A 12,680-nucleotide genomic window follows, 5' to 3' on the forward strand; every position below is an offset into this window, starting at 1 on the left:
ACAACCCACGGCATAATGCGCGCCGTGATCATATTTTCGAACGAACAAGGCGAGTGACGTGTTGAAGAAAACCCTGTTCCAGTTGCACTGGTTTTTCGGCATCAGCGCCGGACTGGTCCTGGCCCTGATGGGCATCACCGGGGCGACGGTATCGTTTCAGGATGAAATCCTGCGCGCGCTGAACCCTTCTGTGTTGCAGGTCGAAAAGCAGGTCGCCGGCGTCCTGCCGCCCGCCGAACTGGTGGAAAAAATCGAAGGCGCCTCGGGCAAGAAAGTCTCGATGCTCTGGGTCGAGACCGACAGCGGCAACGCCGCGCGCGTGATCTTTACCCCGCCACCGGGCGAACGACGTGGGCAGATGCGCTACTTCGACCCGTACACCGCCGAGTTCATGGGCGACGCCACTGGCCAGGATTTCTTCGGCCTGATGCTGCAACTGCACCGCTTCCTCGCCATGGGCGATACCGGTCGGCAAATCACCGGCGCATGCACGCTGATTCTCGTGTTCTTCTGCCTGTCCGGTCTGTACCTGCGCTGGCCGCGGCAGTGGAAAAGCTGGCGTGCCTGGCTGACCCTCGACTGGAAGAAAAAAGGCCGCAGCTTCAACTGGGATCTGCACTCGGTGGCCGGTACCTGGTGCCTGGTGTTTTACCTCCTGGCCGCACTCACCGGTTTGTCCTGGTCCTATGAGTGGTACAACAAGGGTCTGACCCGACTGCTTTCCGACTCGCCGCAGAACGAGCGCGCCCGCAGCGGTCGCGGTCCTGCGCCAAGCGGCCCGGCGCCTACCGCCGATTACGCCGCGATGTGGAGCAGCATCTACAGCGCTGCCGGCCCGGCACTAAGCGCCTACAACATCCGCATGCCGCCCGTGGCCGGAAAACCCGCCACCGTGTTCTATCTGTTGAACAGCTCGCCCCACGATCGCGCGCTGAACCAGATCACGATGGACCCGGCGACCGGTATCGTCGCGCGGCATGATCGCTACAGTGACAAGAGCCTCAAGGCGCAACTGCTGACCAGCATTTACGCGCTGCACGTCGGCAGCTATTTCGGAATCATCGGGCGGATCATCCTGACGATCAGCTCGCTGACGATGCCGCTGTTTTTCATCACGGGCTGGTTGTTGTACCTCGATCGCCGGCGCAAGAAAAAGCAGATCAAGGATGCCCGCAACGGCCTCGCGCAACCGGGTAGCGACACGCCGGCATGGCTGATCGGCTTCGCCAGCCAGAGCGGCTTTGCCGAGCAACTGGCATGGCAGACCGCCGGGCAATTGCAGGCTGCGGGCCTGCCGGTGAAGGTGCAGCCGCTGGCGGACGTCAGCGAGCAAGACTTGCGTGATTCCAGCAATGCGTTGTTCGTCGTCAGCACCTTCGGCGACGGCGAAGCGCCGGACAGCGCCCGAGGGTTCGAGCGCAAAGTGCTGGGGCGGACGTTGAGTCTGGAAAGCCTGAACTACGCCGTGCTCGGCCTCGGTGATCGGCAGTATCAGCACTTCTGCGGATTCGCCCGACGCTTGCACTCTTGGCTTGGCGAGCACGGCGGCAAGACTCTGTTCGCACCGGTGGAGGTCGACAGCGGCGACCCTTACGCCTTGCGTCACTGGCAGCAGCAACTGGGCTTGCTGACCGGGCAGGCGCCCGTGGACACCTGGCAAGCGCCAAGCTATGACAACTGGACCCTGACCCGCCGTGAATTGCTCAACCCTGACAGCAGCGGTTCGGGCGTTTACCTGCTGGGTCTCACCGCCCCCAGCACCAGCAGCTGGCTGGCCGGTGACCTGGTGGAAGTGTTGCCGCGCAATTGTCCGTGGGCGATCGAACATTTCCTCGATGGCCTGGGCATTGACGGTCGGGCGATGGTTGCGCTCGATGGCCTGTCGCAATCGCTGGAACAAGCCCTCGCCAGTCGACAACTGCCGGAAAACAGGGCTCATCTGGTCGGCCTGCATGCGCAGGCGCTGGTGGACGCGCTGGTGCCCCTGGCCATGCGCGAATATTCCATCGCCTCGATCGCCGCCGATGGCATCCTCGAACTGATCGTGCGCCAGGAACTGCACCCCGACGGCAGCGTGGGCGTCGGCTCCGGCTGGCTGACCGAACACGCCCCGGTGGGCGGCACCATCAGTTTGCGTGTGCGGCGCAATAGCGGTTTCCACCTGCCGGTCGAACCGGTGCCGATGATCCTGCTGGGCAATGGCACCGGCCTGGCCGGGCTGCGCAGTTTGCTCAAGGCGCGGATCGCCGATGGCCAGCAACGTCATTGGCTGTTGTTCGGCGAACGCAATCGCGAGCATGACTACCTGTGTCGCGATGAGCTTGAGGAGTGGTTGATTTCGGGGGATCTGGAGCGGCTGGACCTGGCGTTCTCGCGGGATCAGGCCGAGAAGATCTACGTGCAGGATCGACTGCGCGAGTCGGCGGGCGAGCTGAAAAAATGGCTGGCCGAGGGTGCGGTCATCTACATCTGCGGCAGCCTGCAAGGGATGGCTTCAGGCGTGGATCACGTACTCAACGAAATACTCGGAATTGCAGAGGTCGACCGGTTGATTGAGCAAGGTCGGTATCGCCGCGACGTCTACTGAAAGAGCCCCTCACCCTAGCCCTCTCCCAGAGGGAGAGGGGACTGACCGAGGTGTCTCACGTAATACATCGACCTGAAAAATCGAGTCGAACTCAGGTTTGGATACGCTGAAGATCGGCTCCCTTTCCCCCTCTCCCCCGTGGGGAGAGGGCTGGGGTGAGGGGTGGTTCTACAGGCAAACGACAAAACCTCGGCTACAGTAAAACCTCCATCCCCCTTCACACGGACGTGAAGCATGCCTATCCGCCCCTCCTCCAACCAACGCCAATTCGCCCGCCATCTGCGCGCCAACCAAACCGACTGCGAACTCCTCCTCTGGCAAAGACTCCGCGCCCGGCAAATCGCCAATCTGAAATTTCGTCGGCAGTTTCCATGCCCGCCGTACTTCCTGGATTTTTATTGCGTGGAACTGAAGTTGGCCATCGAACTGGATGGTGGTCAGCATTACGAGACGGCGGCAAAAATACATGACCAGCGTCGAACGCTTTACCTTAAGCAGCAAGGTATTGAGGTTGTGCGGTTTAGCAATCTAGAGGTAATTGAGCGGATGAGTGAAGTGCTTGAGCAGATCCTGAAGATTGCGGCGAATCGAACATCGCCCCCTCACCCTAGCCCTCTCCCAGAGGGAGAGGGGACTGACCGTAGGTTTCTTGAGAAATTCTGCGACCTGAAACAGCTTCGTTGAATCCATAATCAACTCGAACATTCAGGTCGATGTATAGCGCAAGACACCGCGGTCGGCCCCCTCTCCCCCGTGGGGAGAGGGCTGGGGTGAGGGGTGGGTCTGTCAGACTGGTTGCAATCGTTGCTCAAACACCCCAACCCCATCCAGATCCCGCAACACCACACTCATCTCCCCCGTCTGCCCATCAATATTCACCTCACCAAAAAACTGAAACCCGGCAAACGGCGAGGTGTTCTGTGCCGGTGGTGCTTTCTCGAACACCACCTGCGGACCAAAGGTCTTATCCAGCGAATCAGGCCCGAAACTCCCCGCATTCAAAGGCCCGGCGACAAACTCCCAGAACGGTTCGAAATCCTGAAATGCCGCTCGATCCGGGTGGTAATGGTGCGCGGCGCAGTAATGCACATCCGCCGTCAGCCAGACAAAATTGCGCACCTGCTGCGCCCTCAGAAAACCGAGCAATTCGGCGATTTCCATTTCACGCCCCTGGGCCGGTCCCGGCTCGCCATTGGCCACGGCTTCCCAACGCGTCACGCCAGGGCTGACTTCACCGTCCGGTACGCCGAGGCCAATCGGCATATCAGCAGCGATGACTTTCCACTGGGCCTTGGAGGCCTTCAACTCACGTTTGAGCCAGTCCAGTTGTTCACGACCCAGGAACGGTTTGGCGGCGCCCAGATTGTCGTCATTGGCCCCGCGATAACTGCGCATGTCGAGCACGAACACATCGAGCAACGGACCGTAACCGAGCTTGCGATAAATCCGCCCACCGCCATCGGCGCTCTGCAACCGCATCGGTGCATATTCGAGCCAGGCCTGACGCGCGCGACCGACCAGGCTGTGGATATCTTTACTCTTGTAGCGCTCATCCAGTTGCTTGCCCGGCGACCAGTTGTTGACCACTTCATGGTCGTCCCACTGCCAGATCTGCGGAACCTCGGCATTGAAGCGGCGGATGTTTTCGTCCATCAGGTTGTAACGGTAATTGCCGCGATAATCGTCGAGGGTTTCCGCGACTTTGCTCTTGGCTTCAGTGGTGATGTTGCGCCACACGCGGCCGCTCTCTGTGGTGAGCTGCGCAGGTATCGGGCCGTCGGCGTAGATGGTGTCGCCGCTGTGGATAAAGAAGTCTGGCAGGCGCAAACGCATGGCTTCGTAGATGCGCATGCCGCCGATGTCCGGGTTAATGCCGAAGCCCTGGCCGGCGGTGTCGCCGCTCCAGACGAAACGGAGGTCGCGACGGGTTTGCGGCACGCTGCGCAGATGGCCGAACCACGGTTCGCTGGCGACGCCGCTCTGGGCGTCTTCGAAGTGCACGCGGTAGAAAATCGCCTGGCCCGCGGGCAGGCCGGTGAGTTCGACACGGGCCGTGAAATCGGTATCGGACACGGCCAACGGCGAGACAAAACGACGGGGATTGCTGAACAGGCTGCGGGTGTCCCATTCCACCACCATGCGCGCAGGGCGATCGCAGCGGCTCCAGATCATCGCCCGGTCACCCAGCACGTCGCCGGACTGCACGCCATCGGTGAGTTGCGGCCGATCCTTGACCGAGGCAATGACGGCCGGCGCCAGGCCCGGCAACAACAGCCCGGCCCCCACGGCTTGCATGACACGCCGGCGGCCAAGGTCGAATTCGCTCATGGTGTTCTCCCTGAAAAGGAAAACTTAAGCACATGCCCATGAAACCGGTGTGACACCGCTCTACCCTGTGGGAGTGCGGTGGAGTATCAGGCGCTGACGGGCTCTATCGCCAGCCCAACGACCTCCGGCCGCTTGACCACCGCATAAACCACCGCCGTCAGCAAACTCCCGGCCACAATCGCCAGCAAATACAGCAGCGCATGGTTGATCGCATTCGGGATCGCCAGTACGAACAACCCGCCGTGCGGCGCCATCAGTTTGCAGCCGAAATACATCGACAACGCACCGGTCAGCGCACCACCGGCGATGCTCGCCGGGATCACCCGCAGTGGGTCTTTCGCGGCAAACGGAATCGCGCCTTCGGAGATGAAGCACAGCCCCAACACCAACGCCGCTTTACCGGCTTCGCGTTCGGTCTGGGCGAACTTGCGCCGCGCAATAAACGTAGCGATGCCCAGGCCAATTGGCGGCACCATGCCAGCCGCCATGGTCGCGGCCATCGGTGCATAACTTTGCGACGCCAGCAGCCCCACCGAGAATGCATACGCGGCTTTGTTGATCGGCCCGCCCAGGTCGACGCACATCATCGCGCCCAGCAGCACACCGAGCAGAATCGCATTGGTGGTGCCCATGCTGTCGAGGAAGTGCGTGAGGCCTTCGAGCATCCCGGCCACCGGTTTGCCGACCACGTAGATCATCACCAGGCCGGTGAACAGACTCGCCAGCAACGGGATGATCAGGATTGGTTTGAGCGCCTCAAGACTTTGCGGCAAGCGCGCATAACGGTTGATCGCCTGCGCCGCGTAACCGGCGATGAAACCGGCAATGATCCCGCCGATAAAACCGGCGCCCAGGGTGCTTGCCAGCATGCCGCCAATCATCCCCGGCGCCAGGCCCGGACGGTCGGCGATCGAGTAGGCGATGTAACCCGCCAGCAGCGGCACCATCAGCTTGAACGCGGTCTCGCCGCCGATCTGCATCAGCGCCGCTGCGAGGGTGCCTTGCTCCTTGAATGCGGTGATGCCGAACACAAACGACAAGGCGATCATCAGACCGCCCGCCACCACCATCGGCAGCATGAACGACACGCCGGTCAGCAGGTGTTTGTAGACGCCGGTTTTCTCTTGCTTGGCCGGGCCTTTGGCACCGCTTGCAGCGGTTTCCTGCGTGCCTTCGGCCAGCGCTTTATTCAGCGTCGCTTCGGCTTGTTTGAGGGCGATGCCGGTGCCGCAACGGTAAATCTTCTTGCCGGCAAAACGCTCGGTGGCGACTTCGATATCGCAGGCCAGCAGCACCACGTCCGCATCGGCAATTGCCGCGGAGCTCAACGGATTGCGCGCACCGACCGAGCCCTGGGTTTCCACTTGCAGGTCGTAGCCCAGACGCTTGGCCGCTTGCTGCAAGGCTTCAGCGGCCATGAAGGTGTGAGCGACGCCGGTCGGACACGCGGTAATCGCGACCAGACGCGGAGCGTTTTTAACGACGGCAGCAGGTTCGGCCACGGCTTCGGGGGCGACGTAAACCTGAGCCTCTTCAGCACCGCGACGCAGCACCGCTTCAACATCTTGCAGGGCTTGCGCCGGGGTACTCTGGAACACCCGCTTGCCGACGAATCGCGACATATCCACCGGTGTGCTGGTCACCAGCAATACCCACTCGGCCGCCTCGATCGTGGCCGCCGACAATTGGCGTTCAGGGTGCGCGGCATCGTTGACTTCGACGCTGGTGCTCCAGCCCTGACGCTGGGCCGCCGCGTCGAGCAAGCGGGCGCACAGCACACTGGTAACCATGCCGTTCGGGCAGGCCGTAACAATGGCTAACTTCATGACAAACCCTCTTATTGTTCTGTCAGGGGGCGCACGCGCACACCCTGTTCGAGCCGCGCCAACTGCGTGGCGTCGCCAATACCGAAACCGATCTGGGTGACCGCCATCGCGGCAATCGCCGTGGCGGTGCGCAACGTCTGCTCAGGCGTATCGGCGCTGAGCAAACCGTGGAGCATGCCGGCCAGTAACGAATCGCCCGCGCCCACGGTGCTGACGACACTGACCTTGGGCGGCGTGGCATGCATCGCCGAGCCGATACTGAACCAGTTCACGCCATCGGCACCGTCGGAGATCACCACGTGCTCGATGCCTTGAGCATGCAAGCGGCTCGCGGCTTCAGCCTGTGCCGCGACCGAAACCATCTCGCAGCCCATCACGTCGGCCAGCTCTTCGGTGTTCGGTTTTATCAACCACGGAGCGGCATTGAGCGCGGCCCGCAAGGCTTCGCCACTGCTGTCCAGCGCCACGTTCAGACCGAGATTTTTCAAACGCACAATCAACGCCTGCAACCACTGCGGGCTGATGCCTTGTGGCAGGCTGCCGGCAACGACGACCGCGTCATGATCGGGTGCAATCTGATCAAGTCGATCAAGCAACGCCTGTTGCGCGGCTTCACTGACCAAGGGGCCGGGACCGTTGATGTCGGTGATGCGCCCATCGCTTTCCGCCAGTTTGATATTGCTGCGCGTCTCACCCGGAACACGGATGAACGCGTCGACAAAACCACGTTTGACGAACAGGGTTTCGAACGCTTGAAGGTTGTCCTCCCCGAGGAAACCGCTGACCGTGAGCTGATGCCCAAGGTCCGCCAGCACCTGTGCCACGTTCACGCCTTTGCCGGCGGCATGTGTGTGCATCTCGTCGCTACGGTTGACTTGGCCGGGAGTAAGCAGCGGCAACTGGACCGTGAGGTCCAGCGCCGGGTTGAGGGTCAAGGTCAGGATCTTGGCCATTTACAGGGCCTCCACTAGTGCGCGCACTTCATTGGCGCTGCCCACGGCCAGGGCCTGTTGGGCAAGAATTTGAGTCTGGGCCAGGCTGAGCTCGCGAACCCGCGCCTTGACCTCGGCGATGCTGCGACCCGACACGCTGAGTTCGTCCACGCCTAGGCCGACCAGCACTGGCACCGCCAGCGGATCGGCCGCCAACTCGCCGCACACGCCGACCCACTTGCCGTGGGCATGGGCCGCGCGCACGGTGATGTCGATCAGTTGCAGCACCGCCGGGTGCAAGCCGTCAGCCTGGGCCGACAAGGTCGGATGACCACGGTCGATGGCCAGGGTGTATTGGGTCAGGTCATTGGTGCCGACGCTGAAGAAGTCGACCTCTTTGGCCAGCACCGGCGCCAGCAAGGCAGCCGACGGCACTTCAATCATGATCCCCAGTTGCAGGTCGGCAACCGGAATTTCCAGACGCAGACGTTCGGTCATGTCCCGGGCCTGGCGCCATTCGTCGACGCTGCCGACCATGGGGAACATGATCCGCAGTGGACGGTTGTCCGCCGCACGGAGCAACGCGCGCAATTGCGCTTCCATGATCTGCGGACGTTGCAGGGTCAGGCGAATACCGCGCACGCCGAGGAACGGGTTTTCTTCTTTGGCAATCGGCCAATACGGCAGCGGTTTGTCACCGCCAACGTCGAGAGTGCGGACCACCAGCGGCCGACCGGCCAGGCCATCGAGCACGCGACGGTATTCGACTTCCTGGGTCGCCTCGTCCGGCGCCTGTGAGTGAGCCATGAAAATCAATTCGGTGCGCAGCAGGCCAATGCCTTCGGCGCCCTGCTCCACCGCGCTGGTAACGCCCGCGCTTTCGCCGATGTTGGCGAACACTTCGACCGCATGCCCATCAGTGGTCAGTGCCGGTTGATGACGTTGTTCGGCGGCCGCTTTCAAACGTTGCTCGCGGGTGTCGCGCTCTTCGGTGGCGCGCTGCAAGGTCGCCGCGTCGGCGTCCACGTGCAGGCGACCGCGTTGACCATCAATCAGTAACGGCGTGCCCGGCGCCAGCAGCAACACGGCCGGGCCGGCGCCGACCAGCGCCGGAATACCGAGGGCTCGGGCGACAATCGCACTGTGCGCGGTAGCACCGCCACGGGCGGTGAGGATGCCGGCGACACGGGCCGGATCAAGGCGGGCGACATCGGACGGGCCGACTTCATCCATCACCAGAATGTACGGTTGCTCAGGTTCGCTCGGGGTTTCGACGCCACTCAGTTGCGCGAGCACTCGACGGCCGATATCACGCAAGTCGGCGGCGCGTTCGGCGAGCAAGGCGTCCTGCAGCGATTCCTGTTGTTTGGCCGCTGCTTCAATCACCGCCATCCACGCTGCTTCAGCGCTTTCGCCCTGCTTGAGACGGGTGTCGACTTCATCGGTCAATTCCGGGTCGTCGAGCATTTCCTGGTGGGTGATGAAAATCTCGCGAATGGCCTTGGATTTGCTGCGTTCGATCAGCCCTTCGATGTCGCGACGTACGTCCGCCAACGCCTGCTGGAGACGCTCGCGCTCAATCGCAGCAGACTCGCCACGCAGCGGGTAATCAATGGTTTGCAGCACTTGAATGTGCGCCGGGCCGATGGCGATGCCCGGTGCGGCGGCGATGGCCTGGATCAGGCTGCCGGAGGCTGGCGCGAGGATTACCTCGGCTATATCGGCGATCACTTCGCGCTGCTGGCTGACGGCTGGCAACGGCTCGACTTCTTCACCGAGGCCTTCTTCGATGGCGGCCAGCAAGGCTGGCAAGGCATCGGCGGCGATGCTCGGCTCGGCAACAAATTCCAGCACCTGACCGCGACGGGCGCCGAGGCTGAGCAGTTTGCTCAAGCTCTTCACCGACACCGCGCTGTCCTGGCCATCGACGATGCGTACGCGGATTTCACCTTCAAAGCTTTTCGCCAGTTGCGCGAGGATCTTCGCCGGACGCGCGTGCAAGCCGTGGGCGTTGGCCAGGGCGATGCGAGCGCTCGGCCAATCGGCTGGCAGTTCACCGCCCAGGACTTCAAGGACTTTACGGCTGCTGGTGGCGCGGCCCAGTTCGTGGCCGCGACCTTCGATCAGCAACGCACAAAGGCGTTCGAGCAAGGCTTGGTGAGCTTCACCGAGGCTGGCCAGGCAGAACAGACCGCTGAGCGGCTGACCAAGGTAACGCATCGGTTTGTCCGGCGTGACGAAGGCCAGGCCCGGACGCTTGACCGTTTGCTCGCTGTGCAACCACCACAGCCCATCGCCCAGCGGCAGCGCGTCGACCTGCTGCAACACGGCGGAGAAACCGTTGCTCACACAATCGGCCTGACGCAGCAAACGTGCACCGCGCCAGACCAGCTCTTCGAAGTCGTCGGCGGACACACCGAGGCCGATCATCTGGGCATCCAGCGCCAGTTCTTGCGGCGCGCCTTGCAGCAGTTTCAACAAGGCTTCGGCGGAACTGGCGCGGCGTAGCGCCTGGCCCAGGTCGGTTTCGCCGAGGGCGCGGGTCAGCAGTTGCAGCAAGCGCAGGTGTTCATCGGATTTGGCCGCAATACCAATCGCCAGGTAGACGATCTGACCGTCGCCCCAGTCCACGCCTTCAGGGAACTGCATCAGCCGCACGCCGGTGGAAAACACCAGATCGCGGGTTTCCGGCGTACCGTGAGGGATGGCAATACCTTGACCGAGAAAGGTCGAGCCCTGGGCCTCGCGCGCCTGCAACCCGGCGAGGTAACCCTCGGCCACCAGACCATCGGTGACCAGATGCTGCGCCAGCAGGTGCAACGCTGCGGACTTATCCACGGCCGATTGGCCCATGGATATCTGCTCTATAGTGAGCTCGAGCATGCTTTCTCCTTTTTGGCGTCTTGTGACGCCAGGTATTGTTTTGAATGATTCAGCTTAGGCTCTTGGTCATCACTTTTGGCGGTTTCGCGGCAGAACCGGCAAAGAAGCCCATAACGTAGAAAATACGCTTGCTGAAACGTTTAATCTAGAATGATTGGCACGTTACTCGATTATGTCTCATCCTTGAAGTCCAATTGTCGGATGCGTCGCGACGATGGTCGTCTGCCTTAATCGGGTAGGATTGGCGAAAATGTCGAGGCAAGCTCGAAAAAACAAGGAAAAACCGGGTTGAAACTCAGTGATATCGCCCAGTTGGCCGGTGTGTCCGTAACCACCGCCAGCTACGTCATCAATGGCAAGGCAGAACAACAACGTATCAGCAGTGCCACCGTCGAGCGCGTACGCGCGGTCGTTGAAGAACATGGCTTTACGCCCAATCCGCAGGCCGCCGGGTTGCGCAGTCGGCACACCCGCACCTTGGGTTTCATTCTGCCGGACCTGGAAAACCCCAGTTACGCGCGCATCGCCAAACTGCTGGAACAAGGCGCCCGGGCTCGCGGCTATCAGCTGCTGATCGCCAGTTCCGACGATGCACCGGACAGCGAACGACAATTGCTGAAGCTGTTCCGGGCCCGGCGCTGCGATGCATTGATCGTTGCCAGTTGCCTGCCGGCCGGCGATGACAGCTACCGCCAGTTGCAGGCCAAGGGCATTCCGATCATCGCGATCGACCGGGTCATGGAGCCTGAGCATTTCTGCTCAGTGATCAGTGATGACCGCGAGGCCAGCCTGCAACTGACCCGCAGTCTACTGGCCCCGTTGCCCAAGCAGATCGCACTGATCGGCGCACGCCCCGAACTGAGCATCAGCCAGGAGCGGGCGGCCGGTTTCAAAGGAGCGTTGAACGGGTTCAAAGGCGAGGTGCTGATCGAGCACGGCGAGTCGTTCAGCCGTGAGTGCGGCAAACAGTTGATGGAAGAACTGCTACAGCGTCTGGGCCATTTGCCGGATGCGCTGGTGACCACGTCCTACGTGCTGCTTCAGGGCGTGTTCGATGCCTTGCACGACTTCCCGCTCAAAACCCGCCCGTTGCGCCTCGGCACCTTCGGCGACACGCAGTTGCTGGATTTCCTGCCGCTGCCGGTCAACGCCATGGCCCAGCAACATCAGCTCATCGCCGACAAGGCGCTGGAACTGGCCCTGGCCGCCATCGAGCAATCGGATTACCAACCCGGCGTGCAGGCCATCGCGCGGACCTTCAAGCAGCGTATTCGCCAGGACTGAACCGTGGAGCTGATCGACAGCCACACTCATCTGGACTTTCCGGACTTCGACGAGGATCGCGCGGCGGTGTTGGCCGAGAGCCGCGCCCTCGGAGTGCGGCGGATGGTGGTGCTGGGGGTTTATCAGGGCAATTGGCAGCGGGTCTGGGACCTGGTGCAAAGCGATCCCGACCTGTATGCGGCGTTCGGTTTGCATCCGGTGTATCTGGATGATCATCGCCCTGAAGACTTACACGAACTGGGTGATTGGCTGACTCGGTTGGCGGGTCATCGACAGTTGTGCGCGGTGGGCGAGATTGGCCTGGATTACTTTATCGAAACCCTGGATCGTGAACGCCAACAGGTGCTGTTCGATGCGCAGCTGCAACTGGCGGCGGACTTCAATCTTCCCGCGCTGATTCATGTGCGACGCAGCCACGCGGCGGTGATTGCCACGCTCAAGCGGTTTCGCTTGAAACGCGCGGGGATCATTCATGCCTTCGCCGGCAGCAAGGAAGAGGCCCGCGAGTACATCAAGCTTGGTTTCAAACTGGGTTTGGGTGGTGCCGCGACCTGGCCTCAGGCCTTGCGCATGCATCGTGTGCTGGCCGAACTGCCGCTTGAATCAGTGGTCCTGGAAACCGACTCGCCGGACATGGCGCCCGCCATGTTCCCCGGTCAACGGAATAGTCCGGCGCATCTGCCGGCGATCTGTACGGCGCTGGCGGGGATCATGGCGATCACGCCTGAACAACTGGCCGTCGCCAGCACTGCAAATGCCTGTGAACTGTTCAACTGGCGTTAGTCACCGATCGTTCCCACGCTCTGCGTGGTAACGCCTCCTGTGACGCTCTGCGTCACG

The 12,680-nt window shown here is 62.0% G+C and carries 8 protein-coding genes; 4 read left to right on the forward strand and 4 right to left on the reverse strand.

What is annotated here, in order from left to right; genetic code table 11:
- The first annotated feature begins 58 nt into the window (after positions 1-58).
- Both ACQ4OB_RS14405 and ACQ4OB_RS14410 read left to right on the forward strand, forming a co-directional pair.
- Positions 59-2,587: a PepSY domain-containing protein gene (locus ACQ4OB_RS14405; RefSeq protein WP_430955913.1), complete on the forward strand. Its 2,529-nt coding sequence runs from the start codon at positions 59-61 to the stop codon at positions 2,585-2,587.
- Positions 2,588-2,821: 234 nt separating this feature from the next.
- Positions 2,822-3,271 (forward strand): endonuclease domain-containing protein, encoded by a 450-nt coding sequence (locus tag ACQ4OB_RS14410; protein ID WP_430955914.1) that lies wholly within the window; start codon positions 2,822-2,824, stop codon positions 3,269-3,271.
- 102 nt (positions 3,272-3,373) lie between these two features.
- On the opposite strand, the gene ACQ4OB_RS14415 is transcribed toward ACQ4OB_RS14410, so the two are convergent.
- From ACQ4OB_RS14415 to ptsP, 4 genes are all read right to left on the reverse strand, one after another.
- Positions 3,374-4,915, reverse strand: coding sequence for an alkaline phosphatase D family protein (locus tag ACQ4OB_RS14415; protein WP_430955915.1), 1,542 nt, complete (start codon positions 4,913-4,915; stop codon positions 3,374-3,376).
- An 86-nt stretch (positions 4,916-5,001) separates the two neighbouring features.
- Positions 5,002-6,741, reverse strand: coding sequence for a PTS fructose-like transporter subunit IIB (locus tag ACQ4OB_RS14420; RefSeq protein ID WP_430955916.1), 1,740 nt, complete (start codon positions 6,739-6,741; stop codon positions 5,002-5,004).
- A gap of 11 nt (positions 6,742-6,752) precedes the next feature.
- Complete coding sequence (gene pfkB, locus ACQ4OB_RS14425) at positions 6,753-7,694, reverse strand: 1-phosphofructokinase (protein ID WP_430955917.1); 942 nt, start codon at positions 7,692-7,694, stop codon at positions 6,753-6,755.
- Complete coding sequence (gene ptsP / locus ACQ4OB_RS14430) at positions 7,695-10,556, reverse strand: phosphoenolpyruvate--protein phosphotransferase (RefSeq protein ID WP_074873696.1); 2,862 nt, start codon at positions 10,554-10,556, stop codon at positions 7,695-7,697.
- A gap of 288 nt (positions 10,557-10,844) precedes the next feature.
- Between ptsP and cra the strand changes: the two genes are divergently transcribed.
- Positions 10,845-11,840 (forward strand): catabolite repressor/activator, encoded by a 996-nt coding sequence (cra, locus tag ACQ4OB_RS14435; RefSeq protein ID WP_074873694.1) that lies wholly within the window; start codon positions 10,845-10,847, stop codon positions 11,838-11,840.
- Between the two features lie 3 nt (positions 11,841-11,843).
- Positions 11,844-12,623: a TatD family hydrolase gene (locus ACQ4OB_RS14440; RefSeq protein WP_074873693.1), complete on the forward strand. Its 780-nt coding sequence runs from the start codon at positions 11,844-11,846 to the stop codon at positions 12,621-12,623.
- Positions 12,624-12,680 lie beyond the last annotated feature (57 nt).

This window comes from Pseudomonas sp. ES4, assembly GCF_050586665.1.
Classification (GTDB): domain Bacteria; phylum Pseudomonadota; class Gammaproteobacteria; order Pseudomonadales; family Pseudomonadaceae; genus Aquipseudomonas; species Aquipseudomonas frederiksbergensis.

Excerpts from the sequence above, each read along its gene's own strand:
- ACQ4OB_RS14410 (WP_430955914.1), top strand. The coding sequence starts at position 2,822 with ATGCCTATCCGCCCCTCCTCCAACCAACGCCAATTCGCCCGCCATCTG.
- ACQ4OB_RS14415 (WP_430955915.1), bottom strand. The coding sequence starts at position 4,915 with ATGAGCGAATTCGACCTTGGCCGCCGGCGTGTCATGCAAGCCGTGGGG.
- ACQ4OB_RS14420 (WP_430955916.1), bottom strand. The coding sequence starts at position 6,741 with ATGAAGTTAGCCATTGTTACGGCCTGCCCGAACGGCATGGTTACCAGT.
- pfkB (WP_430955917.1), bottom strand. The coding sequence starts at position 7,694 with ATGGCCAAGATCCTGACCTTGACCCTCAACCCGGCGCTGGACCTCACG.
- ptsP (WP_074873696.1), bottom strand. The coding sequence starts at position 10,556 with ATGCTCGAGCTCACTATAGAGCAGATATCCATGGGCCAATCGGCCGTG.